The 19,594-nt window shown below is 62.4% G+C and carries 22 protein-coding genes; 5 read left to right on the top strand and 17 right to left on the bottom strand.

What is annotated here, in order from left to right; genetic code table 11:
• Positions 1 to 13: 13 nt before the first annotated feature.
• The 3 genes from B015_RS0107890 to B015_RS0107880 form a co-directional block, all read right to left on the bottom strand.
• Positions 14 to 1,288, bottom strand: a complete 1,275-nt coding sequence (locus B015_RS0107890; RefSeq protein WP_018427142.1) for an MFS transporter — start codon at positions 1,286 to 1,288, stop codon at positions 14 to 16.
• 234 nt (positions 1,289 to 1,522) lie between these two features.
• Positions 1,523 to 2,191, bottom strand: coding sequence for a hypothetical protein (locus B015_RS0107885; protein ID WP_018427141.1), 669 nt, complete (start codon positions 2,189 to 2,191; stop codon positions 1,523 to 1,525).
• Between the two features lie 224 nt (positions 2,192 to 2,415).
• Entirely contained in the window at positions 2,416 to 2,928 is a 513-nt protein-coding gene (locus B015_RS0107880; RefSeq protein WP_018427140.1) for a DinB family protein, read from the bottom strand.
• 62 nt (positions 2,929 to 2,990) lie between these two features.
• Between B015_RS0107880 and B015_RS0107875 the strand changes: the two genes are divergently transcribed.
• Positions 2,991 to 3,683: a glutathione S-transferase family protein gene (locus B015_RS0107875; protein WP_018427139.1), complete on the top strand. Its 693-nt coding sequence runs from the start codon at positions 2,991 to 2,993 to the stop codon at positions 3,681 to 3,683.
• A gap of 77 nt (positions 3,684 to 3,760) precedes the next feature.
• Positions 3,761 to 4,183, top strand: coding sequence for a nucleoside-diphosphate kinase (gene ndk / locus B015_RS0107870; protein WP_018427138.1), 423 nt, complete (start codon positions 3,761 to 3,763; stop codon positions 4,181 to 4,183).
• Positions 4,184 to 4,385: 202 nt separating this feature from the next.
• Here the strand turns inward: ndk and B015_RS0107865 are convergent, their stop codons facing one another.
• From B015_RS0107865 to B015_RS0107840, 6 genes are all read right to left on the bottom strand, one after another.
• Entirely contained in the window at positions 4,386 to 5,153 is a 768-nt protein-coding gene (locus tag B015_RS0107865; RefSeq protein WP_018427137.1) for a YbaY family lipoprotein, read from the bottom strand.
• 125 nt (positions 5,154 to 5,278) lie between these two features.
• The gene (locus tag B015_RS0107860) at positions 5,279 to 5,752 is read right to left on the bottom strand and encodes a molybdenum cofactor biosynthesis protein MoaE (protein ID WP_018427136.1); all 474 of its coding nucleotides are present in this window, start codon (positions 5,750 to 5,752) and stop codon (positions 5,279 to 5,281) included.
• Positions 5,753 to 5,755: 3 nt separating this feature from the next.
• Positions 5,756 to 6,007 carry a molybdopterin converting factor subunit 1 gene (moaD, locus tag B015_RS0107855; protein ID WP_018427135.1) on the bottom strand — a complete coding sequence of 84 codons (252 nt, stop codon included), beginning with the start codon at positions 6,005 to 6,007 and terminating at the stop codon, positions 5,756 to 5,758.
• Positions 6,008 to 6,012: 5 nt separating this feature from the next.
• Complete coding sequence (pgsA, locus tag B015_RS0107850) at positions 6,013 to 6,609, bottom strand: CDP-diacylglycerol--glycerol-3-phosphate 3-phosphatidyltransferase (RefSeq protein ID WP_018427134.1); 597 nt, start codon at positions 6,607 to 6,609, stop codon at positions 6,013 to 6,015.
• A 101-nt stretch (positions 6,610 to 6,710) separates the two neighbouring features.
• A complete protein-coding gene (gene uvrC, locus B015_RS0107845; protein ID WP_018427133.1) occupies positions 6,711 to 8,780 on the bottom strand; it encodes an excinuclease ABC subunit UvrC in 2,070 nt (689 codons plus the stop codon).
• Positions 8,777 to 9,541 (bottom strand): SDR family oxidoreductase, encoded by a 765-nt coding sequence (locus B015_RS0107840; RefSeq protein WP_018427132.1) that lies wholly within the window; start codon positions 9,539 to 9,541, stop codon positions 8,777 to 8,779. Before B015_RS0107840 ends, uvrC begins: the two co-directional genes overlap by 4 nt.
• Before the next feature lie 419 nt (positions 9,542 to 9,960).
• On the opposite strand from B015_RS0107840, the gene B015_RS0107835 reads away from it, so the two are divergent.
• Positions 9,961 to 10,626, top strand: coding sequence for an outer membrane protein (locus B015_RS0107835; RefSeq protein ID WP_018427131.1), 666 nt, complete (start codon positions 9,961 to 9,963; stop codon positions 10,624 to 10,626).
• A 92-nt stretch (positions 10,627 to 10,718) separates the two neighbouring features.
• Here B015_RS0107835 and B015_RS0107830 read toward each other — a convergent pair whose 3' ends face one another.
• From B015_RS0107830 to B015_RS0107795, 8 genes are all read right to left on the bottom strand, one after another.
• On the bottom strand, positions 10,719 to 11,318 hold the full coding sequence (locus B015_RS0107830; protein ID WP_026227012.1) for a glutathione S-transferase family protein: 600 nt from the start codon (positions 11,316 to 11,318) through the stop codon (positions 10,719 to 10,721).
• A 67-nt stretch (positions 11,319 to 11,385) separates the two neighbouring features.
• A complete protein-coding gene (locus B015_RS0107825; protein WP_018427129.1) occupies positions 11,386 to 12,102 on the bottom strand; it encodes a hypothetical protein in 717 nt (238 codons plus the stop codon).
• An 18-nt stretch (positions 12,103 to 12,120) separates the two neighbouring features.
• Positions 12,121 to 12,561: a hypothetical protein gene (locus B015_RS0107820; RefSeq protein WP_018427128.1), complete on the bottom strand. Its 441-nt coding sequence runs from the start codon at positions 12,559 to 12,561 to the stop codon at positions 12,121 to 12,123.
• Between the two features lie 53 nt (positions 12,562 to 12,614).
• Positions 12,615 to 13,469: a 23S rRNA (adenine(2030)-N(6))-methyltransferase RlmJ gene (locus tag B015_RS0107815; protein WP_018427127.1), complete on the bottom strand. Its 855-nt coding sequence runs from the start codon at positions 13,467 to 13,469 to the stop codon at positions 12,615 to 12,617.
• Positions 13,466 to 14,008, bottom strand: coding sequence for a hypothetical protein (locus tag B015_RS30595; protein WP_018427126.1), 543 nt, complete (start codon positions 14,006 to 14,008; stop codon positions 13,466 to 13,468). Before B015_RS30595 ends, B015_RS0107815 begins: the two co-directional genes overlap by 4 nt.
• 140 nt (positions 14,009 to 14,148) lie before the next feature.
• Complete coding sequence (locus tag B015_RS0107805) at positions 14,149 to 14,763, bottom strand: hypothetical protein (RefSeq protein WP_018427124.1); 615 nt, start codon at positions 14,761 to 14,763, stop codon at positions 14,149 to 14,151.
• Between the two features lie 188 nt (positions 14,764 to 14,951).
• Complete coding sequence (locus B015_RS0107800) at positions 14,952 to 15,401, bottom strand: DNA polymerase III subunit chi (protein ID WP_018427123.1); 450 nt, start codon at positions 15,399 to 15,401, stop codon at positions 14,952 to 14,954.
• 89 nt (positions 15,402 to 15,490) lie between these two features.
• The gene (locus B015_RS0107795) at positions 15,491 to 16,987 is read right to left on the bottom strand and encodes a leucyl aminopeptidase (RefSeq protein WP_018427122.1); all 1,497 of its coding nucleotides are present in this window, start codon (positions 16,985 to 16,987) and stop codon (positions 15,491 to 15,493) included.
• A gap of 314 nt (positions 16,988 to 17,301) precedes the next feature.
• Here B015_RS0107795 and lptF point away from each other — a divergent pair, with 314 nt between their 5' ends.
• Positions 17,302 to 18,504: an LPS export ABC transporter permease LptF gene (gene lptF / locus B015_RS0107790; protein ID WP_018427121.1), complete on the top strand. Its 1,203-nt coding sequence runs from the start codon at positions 17,302 to 17,304 to the stop codon at positions 18,502 to 18,504.
• Entirely contained in the window at positions 18,501 to 19,589 is a 1,089-nt protein-coding gene (gene lptG / locus B015_RS0107785; RefSeq protein ID WP_026227011.1) for an LPS export ABC transporter permease LptG, read from the top strand. The genes lptF and lptG overlap by 4 nt, the downstream gene beginning before the upstream one ends.
• The last annotated feature ends 5 nt before the right edge of the window (positions 19,590 to 19,594 follow it).

The raw sequence follows: 19,594 nt of genomic DNA, 5'->3' as shown, positions 1-19,594 counted from the left end.
CCGAACTGAAGGTTCAGGCGTAAGCCGGCCGGCCCACGCGGTGCATGGCACCTTCGGTTGCCTCGCCGCCGACTGCTGCCGCGTGACCGTCGAGCGATGCCGGCGGCGGCGATGCATATCCAAGGGCAAAGAGCACCGCCGAGCCGGCAGCGAATGCCGCAAAGAGCATGAACATGCCCTGCCCGCCAAACGCACCGAGCGCCAGCCCGCCAAGCAGCGGCCCGAAGAAATTGCCCACCGCGCACAAGGAATGCGCGCCGAAATATGCGCCGCGATTGCCGTCGTTGGAGATGCGGTCGACCAGCACATATTCCGAGGGCACGACCAGCACCTCACCGATGGTGAACAGCACCATGAAGCCGATCAGCATTGTGGCGCTGGTGGCGAAGGCAAAACCGACCTCGCCGCCGAGGAACAGCAGGCACCCCAGGACCATTGCCTTCATCGGCCCGATCCGCTCGATCAGCATCCGTGCAGGCGCCGTGGCGAACACAACAACCGCCGCATTGGTGGTGACCAGCCAGGCGAAAATCTTGACCCCATCTTCCAGATTGGTGGTGAGGTACTGCGACAGGGTCACCGACCACTGGCCGTAAACGGCAAGCAGCAGCGTGCCGCCGCCGAGATAGAAGATCAGCCGGCGATCCCTGAGCGTGGCGACCAGCCTGCGGAAGCCCGGTATCTGCGCAGCAGCGCCGGCACCAGCCGTGCCGACGAACACAGCCGGAACGATCAAGAAGATCGCAGCCGAGAAGGCAAAATGAACCGCGCCTGCGATGAAGAATGGCATGGGCGAATTGGCGCCAATGGCAATGCCGATCATCGGCCCGACGGCCCAACCGGCATTGATCACCAGATAGCGCCAGGAAAACACCTTGAGCCTAAGCTTTTCAGGGGCCGCGTCGCTCATCAGCGCGCGCGAAACAGGCTCATAGACGGCTGCTGCCACCGACGACACGATATGGGCAATGGCAAAGGCGGCAACCGACTGCGCCAGACCCAGGCCGATCAATCCAAGGCCGGCGAACAGCAGCGCGACTGTGAGTACACTGCGGCGGCCGATCCGATCCGAAAGCGTGCCGGCAAAAGGGCTTGCGGCTGCACCGAGAAGCGGACCTGCACCGATCAGCATGCCGATGGCAGCGGGACTGAGGCCGAAATCCTGCTGCAGGCGGATCGCGAGGAAGGTGAGCGTCATGCCACGGGCGATCGCAACCATGCCGGAGCCCGCGATGAGCAGCAGCACGATCGTCTGGCCGGTCTTTTCGCCGAAGGCGCGCAAGGGCATTCCCCATGGTTCGAAACGTAGCCGACGGCGGGCGCAATTGCCCATTCCACGACCATAGCCACCCTCTGTCCCAGTTGTACCAACAAGGCAAGCGGCCGCGACGGCCGGATCTCATGATCCAGACAGGCTCATGACATTTTTTCGGGAAGGGCCCTCAGCGAAGACCGGCGCGCCCTGCCGAAAAACGAAACGGCCCGCGAAGCGCGGGCCGTCCGAAATCACCACTGTCGCCGCTTAGCGGCTGGCCATGCGCAGAAGCTTGCAGAGTTCGCGCAGGTCGCTCTCGAACGCCATCGGGTTCGAAAGCACCATGTTGCAACGCTTGACATAGGCCGCCACCTGCGCCTGCGACATGCCGCCGATCACGCCCGGATTGATGACGCCTGGACCGCCGGGGCCACCAGGACCTCCCGGACCGCCAGGACCACCAGGGCCACCCGGCAGACCGGGACCGCCGATGGTGACGCCGAGATCGAGCAGATTGTTCCCGCCAACACCAACAGTGGTGCTGACCTTGGCCAACCCGCCTGTACCGCCGACATTCGCGCCGAGATTGGCGTTGAGGCCGCTCGAGCCGCCCAGCGTTGCCTTTGCATTGGCGTCGACGAGGCCCTTGCTGTTGGCTACGCCGGCATCGACATTGGCGTTGAGACCCTTGGCGCCGCCGACGCTGGCGTTGACGCTGGCGCTCGCCAGCCCCTTGCTGCCGCCCGAACCGAGCCCGACATCGGCATTGATGCCGCCCGAGCCGCCCACGGTCGCGCCGATGCCCTTCGAATCAATCGAGACGCCAAGTCCCTTGCTACGATCGCCGATGTCCAGCGCGCTGGCCGGCGCGGCGAGCGCTACAAAAACAATGCCACCCGCCAGTGCAGTTGCGATTGCCTTGGAAATGCCAGTCATGGATGTCTCCCTGTGGTTGCCAATCCAAACAACCAGCCACCAGAAACTGGTTGCCTGCGCAGTAACGATCCCACTGGACTGAAAGTTTCAGCCCACCACGGAGACTGACATCTTTCTCAATCGATAGTCAAATCGAGTCACAACTTATAGTAAAGCGTATTAAAAACTTTCATTTGTGTGCAAACAATTTTTCCGTTTGCATGCAAATCGTAATTTAATTCTAATTAAGCATAATTTCGGCCTACTTCCGACCTTTGGAAATAGATCAAGTCGAGGTTTATCGAAGGTCGCCTCAACACGGTCAGGATCATATGCGCCTGGCCGCGATGATGGGTCTGATGGTTGAAGAGGTGGGTCAGCGCAGGTGCCAGACGCTGCGAAATGGTACGCATGTCGGTTACTGTCATATAGGTGAAGCGGCCGGCGAAGGCCTTCTCCTCGAGACCATCGATCCATTCGACGATGCGCCTGTCCTCCGCCTCGCGGGCCGTCGTCAGTCTGGCAAGGTTCTCGTGCAAGATCGCGTCAAGCGCCGACGGAGCATCGCCCAGGCCCGTGAAGCGCTTCAGCCAGATGCGGTCCGCGGCGAGCAGGTGGTTCAGGGTGCCGCGCATCGACTTGAAGAAGGCACCGACGTCACGGCCGAAGTCTTCTTCGCCAAGATCGGCCGCAGCGCCATAAACCTGCTCGTTGGCCCATTGATTATAGGCGGCCATCATCCTGAAATGCTGCTTCATCTGATATTCCTTGGTGCTTCGAAACCGTCTGTCCTTCCTAAGTGCATCGGAAAGCCTCGCCAATGACCATTCTGTTCTACGATCTCGTCGGCAGCGATGCCGCACGCCCCTTCAGCCCGCATTGCTGGAAGGTGGCGATGGCGCTGGAGCACAAGGGGCTCGATTACCGCGCCGTTCTGAAGCGCCTTGTGGAAGTGCCAGAGATCGAAGGCGGCGTCTCGAAGACGATCCCCGTCATCCGCGATGGCGACAAGGTGATCCCGGATTCGTTCGCCATCGCGCTTTATCTGGAAGAGGCCTATCCAGAGCAACCGTCGCTGTTCGAAGGCCCGGGCGGCATGGCGCATGCACGCTTCATCGAGCGCTGGTCGCAGCTGACGCTGCATCCCTATATCTCCGTGGCTGCGCTCACGGCCCTGCACGCCATGCAGGACGACGAGAATGCAGCCTATTTCCGCAAGAGCCGCGAAGCCCGTTTCGGCAGGCCCCTTGAAGAGGTAACCGCCAGCCGCGATGCCAGCCTCTCCAGCTTCCGCGCTTCTCTGGAGCCGCTGCGCAGTATGCTGTCCTACCAACCGTGGATCGGCGGCGAGCAACCTTTGTTTGCCGATTACATCGTCTTCGGCGCGCTGCAGTGGGCGAGGATCGCCACCCCCTACCAGCTACTCGAAGCTGCCGACCCGGTTGCCGAGTGGTTCGAGCGCTGTCTCGACCTTCATGGCGGCAAGGGGCGCAGCATCGCCGCGGCCGCCTAGTCCCCCTTGGCAATGCAGCGGGCGGCCTGTATAGAGCCCGCCACACTGCAAAATCCCAGAAATCATAAGGACCAGACATGGCGATCGAACGCACCTTTTCGATGATCAAGCCGGACGCAACCAGGCGCAACCTGACCGGCGCAATCACCAAGATGCTTGAGGATGCGGGCCTGCGCGTCGTCGCTTCCAAGCGCGTGTGGATGAGCCGCCGCGAAGCCGAAGGCTTCTACGCCGTTCACAAGGAACGCCCCTTCTTCGGCGAGCTCGTCGAGTTCATGTCGTCGGCTCCGACGATCGTCCAGGTTCTCGAAGGCGAGAACGCCATCGCCAAGAACCGCGAAGTGATGGGTGCCACCAACCCTGCCAATGCTGCCGAAGGCACCATCCGCAAGGTCCACGCCCTGTCGATCGGCGAGAACTCGGTGCACGGTTCGGACGCTCCTGAGACCGCTGCCGAAGAGATCGCCTACTGGTTCTCGGGCACCGAAGTCGTCGGCTGATCCAGACCGTCGGCAACGCCTGACAAGGCGTTGATCCAGAATCGAAAAGCCGGGGGTTTGCCCCGGCTTTTTCTTTCTCCTGTTGTTCGCTCCTCGACAGGCCGAGGACGCAATCGCCGCCTGGTCGAAGCCTTCGACCTAAGCTGGACGGGCCATCAGTCTTTTCAAAGAGTTACCTGACAAGCCACAGAAAACGATTCAATCAGCCGCCATCGCCGAAACGCAGGATGTCCTTGCCGTCCTTGTCGGCGAGGATCAGCTTGCCGCCGTCCAGACGATAGGACGTCACCTGGCCAAGGGCCTGGTGATAGCGGTGCTCCTGATCCATCACCGCCTGCTCGCAGGCCATGAAGGTCGAGCCGAGCGGGCCGAAGGTGATCGCCTTGCCGTCGACCTTGGCCTGGCCGAAGAAGTTGTTGCAAGCGCCACGGCCGGTCACGCCACCGGCCGGATCGATGCGCAGCGTCGAAGGCGGCGCGTCAAGGACGTCGGCACCGCCGATCTGCTCCACCACCCATTCGCGGTCGAAGATGTCGTCCTTGGCCGGTTCGCTGGCCTGGCTCACCATCTTCAGTACCATGCTCTGCGGCACGGCGTTGAGCGGATCGACCGAGTAGCGCTCGTCATTGATGAACCAGAGGCGGTCGTCGACCGTGATGCGCGCCTGAAGCGCATAAGTCATGCCCGTCCGGATGGCGACCGGATCGAAGCGGACCTCGAACTTGATCGGCACCTGCCCGGCCGGATCGATCTTCTGCTGGCCGATGACAGTGGACGGAGCATCGGCCAGCGACACGTCGACCAGTTGCACGGTCAAAACTGCGTGAGGCGGCAATGCGATGCGTTCGCGATAGAGCACCTCGCCTGAAATCGTCTTCTCTTCAGCCATCGCCATGTCAGGTACTGCAAGCATGCCGATCAGCAGCGGCGCAAAGCCGAAAACGATGAATTCCGCGAGCTTGCCCAGCATGGTTGTCTCCCCGAAATGCGTTGTTGCCTGGACGCGGCATGACTGTTGCTGTCATCCAGTTCCGAAGGTGCAAAGGATTGCGGTGGTTCCGTGGCCGCCCGTCGCTCCAAGACGGCCACCGACTGTCATGGCCGGGCCCAGCGCGCCGCGGCAGCTTCGTCACTTTCCTTGGCATCCACCCAGTCGCCGGCACTGCCGTCGGCGCGATGCTCCTTCTTCCAGAAGGGCGCTCGCGACTTGAGATAATCCATCAGGAAACTGGCGGCCTCGAAGGCGGCCTGCCGGTGCTTGGAGGCAGCAACGACGAGCACGATGTTCTCGCCCGGCCTGACCCGTCCGAAGCGATGAATGGCGGTCATGCCCGACAACGGCCAGCGCTCCAGCGCTTCGGCCGCGATCCTGGAGATTTCAGCCTCGGCCATGCCCGGATAATGTTCGAGTTCGAGTGCCGACAACGTGCCGGCCTCGTCACGGCACAGACCGGTGAAGGTGACGACAGCACCGACATCCGCCCGACCCGCAGTCAGCCGGCCGATTTCCTGGGCGACGTCGAAATCCGCCGCCTGGATGCGCACCATGGGCACGACGGCGGAGGTCATGGCTCAGCCGCCCGTCATCGGCGGAAACAGCGCGATCTCGCGCGCACCGGCAACCGGCTGGCGGTGATCGACATGCTCCTGGTTGATTGCGACCCGTATCACCTCGGGATGCTGCAAGGCGCTTTCGAACTCTTCGCCGCGCGACTTGAGCCACAACAGAAGATCGGAAACCGTCTTCACCTCGGCTGGCAGTTCGACATCTTCTTCTGCCTTGCCGATCCGCTCGCGCACCCAGGCGAAATAGATGAGTTTCATACGGCTCACTCGTCCATGATGTGCTTCAGGCCAGCACGGAAATAGTCATAGCCGGTATATAGCGTCACGATCGCCGCGATCCAAAGCAGCACGAGACCTGTCTGGGTGGTCAGCGGGAAAATCTTGTCGCCGGCAGGTCCTGCCAGCAGGAAGGCGATGGCCACCATCTGGATCGCCGTCTTCCACTTGGCGAGCTGGGTGACGGGCACACTGACCTTCAGCGCCGCCAAATATTCGCGCAGGCCCGAGACCAGGATCTCGCGGCACAGGATGATGATGGCCGCCCACAGCGACCAGCCGGCGATACCGCCGCGATTATCGGTGTCGGCGGCTAGCAGCAGCAGGCAGGTGGCAACCAAAAGCTTGTCGGCGATCGGGTCGAGCATCCTGCCGATGTTCGAAGTCTGCTTCCAGGCGCGCGCAAGGTAGCCGTCAAGATAATCGGTGATGCTGGCAATGACGAAAATCGCCAAGGCGCTCCAGCGCGCGAAGTCGGACGACTGCAGACGTCCTTCCAGGAAGAAGCAGAGCACTACCATCGGCACGGCCAGGATGCGCGCATAGGTCAGTATGTTGGGCAGGTTGAATGCGCGCTGGGCCATGGTCTCGAATGCTCTTTTCGGTCTGCCTAAGTGAAATCAGAAGCGGGCGTCAGGGGTCAACTGCCTATCGCTAGGCCAACATGTTTGCGAACGACAATCCATCACCCATTATCGTGAAAATGGTTGTAAACAAGGCGGGCAGTCGATTCAGAGATGCCTTCCACCGCCATCAGGTCGTCGACGGCAGCACGGCTCACCGCCTTGGCGGTGCCGAATGCCAGAAGCAGCGCGCGCTTGCGTGACGGACCGATGCCGGCGATCTCGTCAAGCGGGTTCTTGACCATCTCCTTCTTGCGCCGCGCCCGGTGCGAACCGATGGCGAAACGATGGGCCTCATCGCGCAGGCGCTGGACAAAATAGAGCACGGGATCGCGCACCGGCAGCGAGAACGAATCCTTGCCCCTGACGAAGAAGCGCTCGCGCCCCGCCTCTCGGTCCTGGCCCTTGGCGACGCCGATCGCCACCACCCGGTCCTCGATGCCAAGCTCGGCCAGCATGGCGCGCACGGCCGTCATCTGCCCCTGCCCGCCGTCGATGAGGATGACGTCAGGCCAGGCCGGAAACGCACCGGCATCCTCGACGCTTTCGGCCTCCTCGGGCTGCTCGCCGCCATGCTCCTTGAGCAGGCGTGAGAAACGGCGGGTCATGACCTCACGCATCATGCCGAAATCGTCGCCAGGCGTGATGTCGGTCGAGCGGATGTTGAACTTGCGGTACTGGTTTTTGACGAAGCCTTCCGGGCCGGCGACGATCATGCCGCCAACGGCATTGGTGCCCATGATATGCGAGTTGTCGTAGACCTCGATGCGAACGGGCGGCTTTTCGAGGGCAAAGGTCTGGGCAAAACCTTCCAGCAGGCGAGCCTGGGTCGATGTTTCCGCCAACCGGCGGCCCAATGCCTCGCGGGCGTTCTGCGCGGCATGGTCGACGATGTCCTTCTTCTCGCCGCGCTGAGGCACAGAAAGCGTGACCTTGTAGCCGGCGCGGGTCGACAGCGCTTCAGCCAGCAGTTCCTGTTCTTCGACAGCATGTGACAGCAATATCGAGCGCGGTGACGGCTTGTCGTCGTAGAACTGCGCGAGGAACGAGCCCAGCACCTCGGCGGCTTCGAGCGACGAATCTGCCTTCGGGAAATAGGCGCGGTTGCCCCAGTTCTGGCCGGTGCGGAAGAAGAACACCTGGATACCGGTCTGCCCGCCCTCCTGATGGATGGCAAAGACGTCGGCCTCGTCGATCGTCTGCGGATTGATGCCCTGGTGGCTCTGCACATGCGACAGTGCTGCGAGGCGGTCGCGATAGACGGCGGCGCGCTCGAAATCGAGATCCTCCGCCGCCTGCTGCATCTGGCCGGAGATTTCGGTCTTCACCTTCTGGCTGCGGCCGGAGAGAAAGTCCTTCGCCTCCTGCACCAGCTCGTCGTAGCCTTCGCGCGAGATCTCGCCAGTGCAGGGCCCGGCGCAGCGCTTGATCTGGAACAGCAGGCACGGCCGGGTGCGGTTGTCGAAGAAGCTGTCGGTGCAGCTGCGCAGCAGGAAGGCGCGCTGCAGCGAGTTGATGGTGCGGCCAACTGCCTGCGCCGATGCAAACGGACCGAAATAGTCGCCGCCCTTTCGCGAACGCGCGCCGCGGTGCTTGTAGATGCCGGGTGCCGTATGATCGCTGGTCAGCATGATGTAGGGGAACGACTTGTCATCCCGCATCAAAACGTTGAAGCGCGGCCTCAGGCGCTTGATGAGGTTTGCTTCGAGCAGCAACGCCTCGATCTCGGTGCGGGTGACGACGAACTCCATCGTCGCCGTCTCGCGCACCATCTTGCCGATGCGGTTGGTGTGGAAGCGCCCCTGCGCGTAATTGGTCACACGCTTCTTCAGGCTGCGCGCCTTGCCGACATAAAGCACGTCGCCGGCCGCGTTCATCATGCGATAGACGCCGGGCGCGTTGGGCAGGCGCTTGACCATGGTCTGGATGACTTCGGCACCGACCAGACCGTCGGCGTCGCCGGCATGCGCGGTCCAGTCGATGGCGGTGAACGGCAGGTCCGGACCAGAGGCCGCCGGCGCAAGTTCGTCCTCTACCGACTCGTCGTCGTCGAGTTCGATGTCGGGCATGTCTTCGGCCGCCTTGCCGCCCTTGCGGGGGCCAGAGCCGGTATCGGATTCGCGTGGACTCATTCCACCATGCCTGTCACGTCGGGCGTCTGCCATGCAAGATGCTGGCCGCCGTCGAGCGCGATCATCTGGCCAGTTACTGACCTTACCTGCCACAGATAGCGAACGGTCGCGCCAAATTCGCCAAGCTCCGGGCCGTGCTTGAGGATCAGCCCGTCGAGCTGGGCGGCAAAGGCTGCAGCGTCCTGGCGCGCGCTGGGCAGCGTCGGCCCCGGTCCGATGGCGTTGACGCGGATACGCGGCGCCAGCGCCTGGGCCATGGTGCGCGTCGCCGCCCAGAGTGCGGCCTTCGACAGCGAATAGGAAAAATAGAGCGGCGTCGGCTTGAGCACGCGCTGGTCAATCATGTTGACGATCAGGCCCTCTGCGCCGTCAGGCAAGGCAGCCGCGAAATTCTTTGCCAAAAGCGCAGGTGCCTTCACATGCAGGGCAAAATGCCGGTCCCATGCCTCCCAGTCGAAGTCCGTCACCGAGTCGCTCTCGAACACCGAGGCATTGTTGACCAGAAGCGTGATCGGCCCGAGCGCTGCCTCGGCAGCGGCGAGCAAGCTGTCGACCGCTTTCATGTCGGCAAGGTCGGCCTGCACCACCGCCGCGCGCCCACCATTGGCATTGATGGAAGCAGCCAGATCGTCGGCAGCGGCGCGCCCGTGGTTGCAATGGATGGCGACGCCGAAGCCATGAGCCGCCAGATCCTCGGCGATCGCGCGTCCGATCCGCTTGGCACCTCCGGTCACCAGCACATTGCCTTCCATGGCCGCCATCTGATCATCCCTTGCTGTTTGCCCGACAGCCGCACGCAGTCGAGTTTGGTTACCCTTCGGTAACATCAGTAAAAAGCCGTTCATCGATCTGGCGACAATGTGACGAAGCCCTTCGGCGGCGCCTTCCAATCGTCCCGCGAACCATATCGGCAGACGAGATATAGAACGCCCAACTCCTTGCACCAAGCGGCTTGCGGCAATTCGCCGACAAGGCAGCCGACAGGCGATGTTGCATTAGCGCAACGTCATGCTTCAGCCTCATTTCAGCCCGGCAATCACCCAACTTCAGGTTCGGTTCAGCCGCATTTCGACACGACATTCGGAACTGTTCGGCGCCTGGACCGTTTATCCCCCCGGACGGGTTTCAAGGGCGCCATTTTGAAAGAAAGCCAGTGTCTAGTTGGCTTAAGGAGTAAAAAATGACTGCCATTCTCAAGCACGCTCGTCCGCTCGCGGCAGCGTTCGGCCTCGTCGCTCTGGCGGCTATGCCGGCTTTCGCAGCCGACGTCGTCATGGAAGAGCCGCCGGCCCCCGCAGCTCCGATGGAAGTTGCCCCGGTCGCCAGCTGGGCTGGTCCCTATGCTGGTGTGACCGTCGGCTACGGCTTCTCGGGCACGGCCAACGACAAGACGTTCGACAACAAGATCGACACCAAGGGTTTCCTTGGCGGTGCGTTCGTCGGCTACAACTACCAGATGGACAACATCGTCATCGGCGCTGAAGGCGACATCGGCTACAGCGGCATCAAGGGCGACAACTCCGGCACGGAAGTGAAGTCGGGCGTCGAAGGCTCGCTGCGCGCCCGTCTTGGCTATGCCGTTACGCCTGATATCCTGCTCTACGGCACGGCCGGTGGTGCTGGCCAGCGCGTGAAGGTGTCGGATGCAACCGGCAGCGACTCGAACACCGCCCTTGGCTGGACCGCCGGCGTCGGCACCGACGTCAAGCTGACCGAGTCGGTCTTCGGCCGCGTCGAGTATCGCTACACCGATCTCGGCACCGACAGCTACAACCTCGGTGGCACCAACCACGACGTCTCGCTCAAGGATCACCGCATCCAGTTCGGCGTCGGCATGAAGTTCTGATCCTCCCGATCGGACCAACGGAAAAGCCGGGCCTTGTGCCCGGCTTTTTTGTTTTCCTGCCGGCCGAGGGGGCGCCCAGCTGCGATGCCAGATCATCCCTGCGGGATGACGGCCTTCAACTCGGGGAATTTTTCGTCGAAACGCGCGGCCCAGCGCTTTAGGCGCGGACGCCCCTTCTCCCACTTTCCAGCGAAACGCAGTTCCATGTAGCCAATCGCCGCGCGCAGCGCGATCTGGCCGGTCGTGATCGCCTTGGGCAGCTTGGGCGGATTGGCGTTGAGCAGGTCGAGCGAGCGTGCCACCTTCGCCCACTGCTTGTCGATCCAGGGCTGATGGACGATCTCCTCTGGGCGCGAGCGGCGCTCGTAGACCATCGCCAGCAGGCAGTCGCAGATGCCGTCGGCCAAGCCTTCCAGACGCTCCGCGTCCAGGCGCTTGTCAGCGTTGCGCGGGAACAGCTTGTTGCCCGAAATCCGGTTCAGATATTGGGTGATGACGCGGCTGTCGTAGATGCCCTGTCCGTCGTCCGTCACCCAAACCGGAATCTTGCCGAGCGGGTTGACGTCGGTCAGCATCGCCGGCTGCGGGCCGGTCTCGACCGTCACCGGCTCCACCGGAATCCCGGCATAGACGGCCGCCATGCGAACCTTGGCACTGTAGGGCGAAGCGGAAGAATAAAGCAGTTGCGGCATGGTGGCTCCCTTTTCGCGGGCGACCATATCAGCGCGTGCCGCAAGGGCAACGCGCGAACAGCAAGAATCAGCCGCCACGCACCGGCGGCATCACCACCTTGTCGAGCCGGCAGGCACGCCGATCGACTTCAGGACAGGCACGGAAATCGAGATCCTTGGTCATGCAGATTCGGACGTCGCGGAGATAGCGGCGGTCACAGGTCACCGCGATATCCTCTGCGCTCATGCTGGGATTCGACTGAAGGAAGGCGCGCTCGGCCTGACCAGGCGCCAAGGTCTGGTAGTTGTCCAGGCGGCGGAATTGGGCGGGAATCTCGATCTTTTCGCGAGCGGCCCGCAACACTTTGAAATAGTCGTCCTGGCTCAGCCCCGAACAGGTGCCGTGCGTGCGCCATTCGTGGCGGATCAAGCCGGCTGATGGCATCAGGTCGTAGAGCCCGCGCAGCGTGGCGCTTGACACATCGCTGTTGCCGGTCTGGCAGTCCGAAGGATAGCCACGCTCGAATTGCGGCCACAGGCCATGCACAACGAAGGCATAGGGCCGGCCAGCGCGGCATTGCTGGCCGTTGGCCTGCTCGCCCTCCGCTTCGCAGTAGCTCGGCGACCACGACAGCGACAGCACATAAAAATCGAAGCCCTGCCCGCGCGGAACTGCGGCTGCCTGCTGCGTCGCGGGTCCAGCAGACTTGTCAGCCGCGGGCCTCTCCTGCTCGGCAGGAGCACAGGCACAAAGCGCGGAAAAGGCCGCGCCGACGAGCGCGACCTGGAGCATCCTGCGGATCATGACGAAATCCGGCCAACCTCAGCGCAGGACGCGGCAGCGGCCGTCATAGACGTTCCAGCGATCGAAGCCGGACACGCAGAACTCGACATTGTTGCCGATCGAAGCAAAGCCCATGCCCTCTTCGACCAGATACCAGATGTCGCGATCATGTCCGTCAGACAGGGTCACCTTGGCGCCGCAATAGGTGCGGCCGATAGGGTGGTTTTCGTCGGCAGCTTCATAGCGATGCTCGTGGATGCGCTGGAAATCGGTGATGGCCACCTGCGGCAGATTCGGCACGTGGCGAACCTGGTGAGCAAAGCGGCTGGTGATGCGGTTGAGCACCGACGCGTTGCTGCACAAACCGGAATCGGCGGCATAGCTGCCGGAAAGGTCGGCTGCCTGGGCGGAGCCCGCACCAAGGGCGATGGCGCCAAGGCTGGTCGTTGCGGCAAGGAAGATGCTGGCGATGCGACTCATGGTTTCCACTCCGAAGCTGCTGCAACTCAGTTTGCGGCGTCGCCGCGTCGCGGTCAAGAAGCCTCGCCGGCCAGCCATTCGACAGACCATCGCGCCCCCTTCTGCTCGGCAAGCACCTTGGCCAGCGCCGGCAGCATGGTGCGCAACTCGGCCTCAAGCTGGAACGGCGGATTGACCACCACCATGCCAGTGCCATCAAGCCTCGGCTCCGGAGAAGGTGGGCGGATGTAAAACTCGATGTCCATGATCTTGGGAATGCCGGCACCTGCCAGTGCCTCGCGAAAGGCGGCAACCGCCTTGCGATCCTTGACCGGATACCACAGCGCGAAGACGCCGCCAGGCCAACGCTTGTGGGCCCTGGCCAGACCATCGACAAGGCGGTTGAACTCGCCTTCCTTCTCGAACGGCGGATCGACCAGCACCAGCCCACGCTTTTCCTTCGGCGGTAGATGCGCGCCGAGTGCGAGCCAGCCGTCGAGTTCGATCACCTTCGTCTGGAAATCGCCCTCGAACTGGGCAGCCAGCGTTTGCGCATCCTCAGGATGCAGCTCGATTGCCGAGAGGCGGTCCTGCTTGCGAAGCAGATGACGGGCGATCACAGGCGAACCAGGATAGCTTGAAATGCCGCCCTCGGGGTTCTGCGCCCTAACAGCATCGAGATAAGGTTCCAGCAGTTCAACGGCGTCTGCGGGCAGCTTTGTCTCGACCAGTCGGCCGATTCCGTCGTGCCACTCACCCGTCTTCTGCGCTTCTTCGGAGCCAAGGTCATAGAGGCCGATGCCGGCATGGGTGTCGATGACGCGAAACGCCTTGTCCTTGCGCTTCAGGTATTCGACCAGCCGGGCCAGCACCGCGTGCTTGACCACGTCAGCAAAGTTCCCGGCATGATAGGCGTGGCGATAATTCATGTCTTGTCCGCATTCCTGCCCCAGCGCTTCGCCGGTGGCTTTGTCCTTGTCGTCCGATCGTGTCCGCGCGCCATGGAAACCGCGACACCGGCAAGGCCGGCGGCAACCAGGAAGAAGCCCGGCAGATGGGCCCGTTGGTCAACTTCCATCACCCCGCCACGCAAAACGACATCGACGCTCCTGACACCAATTCCGCTTATGCCCGGCTGGCCGATCTCGAAACTGTAGATGCCCGGCTCCACCGTGCGGATCAAGCCGGCAATGTTCCGATGCATCGGGTCGATGGTCTCGGGATTGCGCTCGCTGATTGCCACGTCCCGCAGTTTCAGCGTTTCGCTGAACACCACTTCGCCGCGTGTCGAGGCAACGACAGAAATGACCAATGGCACAGATCTCTGAGCTATAGGCTCGACCGCAACCACGTCCACCATCACCCGAACAGGCGCGTCCGTATCTGCCAAAATGGCAGCGGCGGCAGGGAACTTGCCGTCATCATAGATACGGTAGATGCCGATCTCGCGGCCACTGAGATTCTTCACCGCCCAAGGGTAGGCGTAAATCGCCCTACCCCCACGACCATGGCGATGACGGACAGAAACCTCAGGATTGCCGAGATGTCGTCCTCTTCCTCATTTTCGGACATGCGCTCCCCACTCGCAACGCCGCAAAATGCAAAAAACTATGTCTTGTCTGCTCCCCTGCCCCAGCGCGGCGCCGGGGGCTGCGAGCTCGGGTTCTCCGGATTGCGCTTGCGGCGCAAAGACAGCACCAGACCTATGAAGCCCACAGCCATGAGCGAAAAACCGGTCGGTTGCGCTCGGGGGTCGGGTTCGCCGGCGCCGGAGCGCAGGATAAGGTCGACGCGCTGAATCTGGACGTTGTCATTATCGCCCTGTGCCACCACGAAACGATAGCTGCCCGCCTTCACCTCGCGGATCAGGCCGGCATCGTCGCGGAACACCGGATCGGGCAGTTGCGGACTGCGCTCGCGCGGGGTCGTGTCATAGAAGTTCAGCGCCTGGGCCAGCACAGTCTCCCCACCTGTCGAAGCCGTCATCGACAGGATCGCCCGCGCCGGCTGGACGACAGGCGGCGCCAATGTGGTCAGATCGACCAGCACACGCACCGGCGCATCGGTCGTTGCCAAGGCCACGTCCACCGGACGGAAGCTGCCGCCCCGATCATAGACGCGGTAGGTCCCGATCTCGTTGCCGGAGAAATTGGTGGCTGCCCAAGGATAAATGATTCCGAGGCCAGTGCCCGCAAGCAGGATGAGTAGAAACAGGGACCGCATGGCGCTCGATGCTCTGGAGGTCGCGGCGAAGCGCAACCGAAGACAGGGAATAAGCCCTACTACGGCTTTTGCCCCGCATCGGGAAGTGGAGCGCTGTCTTTGCCCACTATTTCACGCTGCATCTTGTCTGGTGGCCGCCTCGGCCTGCGAGGTCGCCTGCATCCGTCCCGCCAGGCTCGTTGTGCCCCTTAGGCCTTGCGTTCCCATCGCTTGTCGGCGGTTTGCTGCCAATAGGTCACAGCGTGGCCGGCGACCTTCATCGTCTTCCAGTGCTGGCGTGCGTCTTCGAGCTGTAGCGCGTCGTGTCCGTCGAACAGGAACACGGCACGTTGATAGGGGCTGAGGTCGGGCGGCGAAGCACCATCGACCATGAAGCGGATTTCGGCGGCGTTCGGGTTGCCCTCGCCAACAGTCAGGATGACGGGCTGATCGGGCGCATGAGGCTCACGGTCGCTGCCATGGGCTAGAAACGACTCCTCGCGGAAGGTCCACAGATGCACGTCGAGCGCATCGCGCCGCTCTTCCGAGCCCACCTGCACCACTGCTTTCCAGCCGCGCTGCAGGCTGCGCTCGAGCAGGCTCGGCAGGGCATCCTCGAGCGTCGATTCGGTCAAATGATAGAAAAGGACTTCGGCCATAGGGCAATGCTATGCCCCAATTCAGAGCGCGGGTGAAGCTTCGGGCGGCAGCCGCTTGGAACTTGGCTATGGCTGCCGCCTGTCAGGCCTTATGCTTCGTAGTGGTCGCGCACCAGCCTGTCGAGCAGGCGCACGCCATAGCCGGAGCCCCAGGACTGGTTGATCTCGTTGGTCGGCGAGCCCATGGCAGTGCCGGCAATGTCGAGATGCGCCCAGGGCGTTTCCTTGACGAAGCGCTGCAGGAACTGCGCGGCCGTGATCGAGCCGCCGTAACGACCGCCGATGTTCTTCATGTCGGCATTCTTCGAATCGATCAGCTTGTCGTAATCCGAGCCCAGAGGCATGCGCCACAGCTTTTCCTGTGTCGCGGTACCGGAGGCGGTCAGCCGGGTTGCCAGCTCGTCATTGTTGGAGAACAAACCGGCGTGCTGCTGGCCGAGCGCCACCATGATGGCACCTGTGAGCGTCGCCAGATTGACCATGAACTTCGGCTCGAAGCGCTGGTTGCAGTACCAGAGCGCATCGGCGAGCACGAGACGGCCTTCGGCGTCGGTGTTCAGCACCTCAATGGTCTGCCCCGACATCGAGGTGACGATGTCGCCCGGACGCTGGGCGTTGCCGTCGACCATGTTTTCGACGAGGCCGATGATGCCAACGACATTGGCCTTGGCCTTGCGGGCGGCAAGTGCATGCATCAGGCCGGTGACGGCGGCAGCACCGCCCATGTCGCCCTTCATGTCCTCCATGCCGGCTGCAGGCTTGATCGACACGCCACCCGAATCGAAGACCACGCCCTTGCCGACGAAGGCGACGGGCTTATCCTTGGCCTTGCCGCCGTTCCACTGCATCACAGCGAGGCGCGGCGGACGCACCGACCCCTGGGCAACGCCGAGCAGCGCGCCCATGCCGAGCTTCTTCATTTCCTTCTCGGTCAGTATCTCGACCTTGACACCAAGCTTTTCGAGTTCCTTGGCCTGGGCGGCGAACTCGACCGGGCCGAGCACGTTGGCCGGCTCGTTGACCAGGTCACGTGCGAGCACCACGCCGCCGACCACCGCCTCGGCATCGGCAAATGCCTTCTTGGCAGCTACCGGATCGGCGCAATGGATGGTGATCTTGGCAGGCTTCTTGTCGTCGGCCTTGCCGTCGCCATTGTCCTTCTTCGTCTTGTATTTGTCGAAATTATACGTCCGGAGCAGGATGCCGGCGGCGAAACCGGCGGCAGCGGCGCCATCGACGGCGACATCCGCGATATCGAGGATCACGGCCACCTCGGTTGCCTTGCGCAACTGGCCGGCAACCGTGCCGCCGAGCTTCAGCCAGGAATATTCGTCGAGCGACGCAGCCTTACCGGCGCCGACGGCAACCAGCCTGTCGACGGCAGTCCCCTCGGGCGCCAGCACCTCGACGACGGCGCCGAACTTGCCGGTGAAATCGGCGACCGGGAAGGCGCGATCAAGCGTCTTGGCCGGATCGCAGGTGCGCGCTGCATCGCTCAAGCCACCATCTTCGGCGGAGAAGACGAACACGCTGCCCTTTTTCGGCACACCTGCCTTGGCGAAACTGATCGACGGCTTGGAAGTCATGATGCCCTGCTTTCGGATGTCATTCAGATTGTGCGCGACATTTGGTCGTTTTCGACTTTTTGGCAAACCTCCCGTCATCCAGGCTCACTATAGGTAAAGACGAAATGTCGCTGGCGACCTTGCATTAACCATCTCTCTTCGGCCTTTCTTAGCCAATAGGTTCGAGAGTCGGGTCGGCGGAAACATGGCGTTGAAACGATGCCGGCCTGGGGGCGCTGGTTGTGCCGGCAAGCCTGGGACTATAGCTTAGAGACACTGGCCAGACGCGATCGTGTCGACCAGCCAAGTCGGAAACACGGAATCCTGATCATCCAATGAAGGTCGTAGAGCGCTACATCCTGCGTCGTGCGTTCGCGGTGTTCATTGCGGCGCTGACCTGGACTTTGGCGATCGTCTGGACCACCCAGGTGCTGGGCCGCATCGACCTCGTCACCGACAGCGGCCAGTCGGCGTTGACCTTCTTCGAGGTAGCAGCGCTGATCTTGCCGACCATCATCCCCATAGTCGTGCCTTTCGCCGTCATCATCGCGGTCGCGCAGACGCTCAGCACCATGAACGGCGATTCCGAACTGGTGGTGATCAATGCGGCCGGCGCCTCGCGCATGACAGTGATCCGGCCGATCCTCATCCTGGCCATCGGCGCCAGCCTGTTCTCCTTCGTCATCGACAATGTAGCAGACCCGATGGCACGCCAGCGCAACCGCGAACTTGTCGCGACGTCACGCGCCGATCTCCTGTCGCTGATCATCCAGGAAGGCTCGTTCCGCAAGGTCGACGAAGGCCTGTTCGTGCAGGTCGGCGAGCGCCTGCCGGATGGTGGCCTGGGCCGTATCTTCGTCGCCGATTCGCGCGAGAAGAATGTCGACCTGATCTACTATGCCAAGTCGGGTGCCTTCATTAAGCGCGACAACAAGCAGATGCTCGTCATGGAAAATGGCGTCATCCACCGCAAGGCACCAGCCGGTGAGGTCTCGGTCATCAGCTTCGATTCCTACGCCTTCGACCTCAGCGAATTCAGCTCCGCCGCACAGGAAGTAACTATGCGGCCGAAAGACCGCGGCACGCTCTATCTTATGAACCCGCCCGCCAACGACAAGGTTTACCAGCGCAATCCCGACGCCTTCAAAGCGGAACTCGATCGGCGCTTCACCGAGTGGCTATACCCGATCACATTCGCACTGATCGCGCTCGCGGTTGCGGGCGACGCCCGTTCGCACCGCGACGCCCGCATCCATCCGCTGATCACCACCATCGGCATCGCGCTGTTCTTCCGCTGGCTTGGGTTCTTCGCCGACAGCAAGGCTGAAACCGTGCCGTGGCTGGGCTTTGCCGTCTACGGCGTGCCGATCGGCGCCTCGCTGTTGGCGATCTGGTTCATTCGCAACAACAAATCGATGGAACTGCCCGTCGCCACCGCCGACTGGATCGCGTCGCGGTTCGCGCGCTTCAGCGACGCCATGACAGCCTTGCGCCTTCGCCTCTGGGGCGGCGGCGCATCCGGCCAGGGAGCCGCGTGATGGGCTGGACACTCGGCCGTTATTTCTTCTTCCGCTACGTCGTCATCACGACGTGGTTCTTCGTCGGCATCTTCGCGCTGATCTTCATCATCGACGTCACCGAATTCTCGAGCAATGTCGGCGGCCTGCCGGGCTTCAAGTTCAGCATCGCGCTCACCGTATCGGCGTTGCGCGTGCCGATGATCATGCAGCAGACGGTGCCTTTCGTGGCGCTGTTCGGCGCCATGGCGACGCTGATCTCGCTCAACCGGCGCTACGAACTGGTGATAGCCCGCGCCGCCGGCATCTCGGCCTGGCAGTTCCTGCTGCCTTGCTGCGCCGGCGCGTTGTTCTTCGGCCTCGTCACCGTCGGCATCCTTAACCCGATCGCAGCCTACGGCTTCTCGCATTCGGAAAACCTCGAATCGGAGCTGCGCTCGCGCCAGTCCAATTCGGTCTCGGCCTTCTCGGCGCCGTGGCTGCGTCAGAAGACGAAGGACGAGGAAGTCATCATCGGCGCCCGTGCGGTTCTCAACCAGGGCCTTGAACTGTCCGACGCCGTGTTCTTCATTTTCGACAATGACGGCAACATGGTCGGCCGCAAGGATGCGCGGCGTGCCTATCTGCGCGACGGCTACTGGGAGTTGGTGGACGTCCGGAGCATGAAGGGCGGTGAGAATTTCGTCGCTGAACCGACAGACCGGGTGCCTACCAATCTCAAACCGGAATTCGTCCAGGAGCGGCTGGCGCGCCCGGAAACGATCCCGTTCTTCCAGTTGCCCGCCAAGATCGAGGTGGCTCGTTCGTTCGGCCTTCGCGCCAATGCCTTCGCCATGCAGTTCCACTCGCTCGTCGCCCTGCCCTTCCTGCTGGTGGCAATGACACTCATTGCTGCAACAGTGTCGATGCGATTTGCGAGGATGGGGCAGTCGGCAACGATGATTCTGGGTGGCGTCGTCGCTGGCTTTCTGCTTTATGTCGTTTCGGTTCTGGTCAAAGCATTCGGCAATGCTGGATTCGTGCCGACCTATATTGCGGCCTGGCTTCCAGTCGTCGTAGCAATGTTTTTCGGGGTAACTTTCCTGCTCTACAGGGAGGACGGTTAGGTGAG

The sequence above is a fragment of the Hoeflea sp. 108 genome, from assembly GCF_000372965.1.
In the GTDB taxonomy this organism is placed as follows: domain Bacteria; phylum Pseudomonadota; class Alphaproteobacteria; order Rhizobiales; family Rhizobiaceae; genus Aminobacter.
Note: the sequence above shows the minus strand (reverse complement) of the source record. Positions and strands in the feature narration are given on the sequence as shown.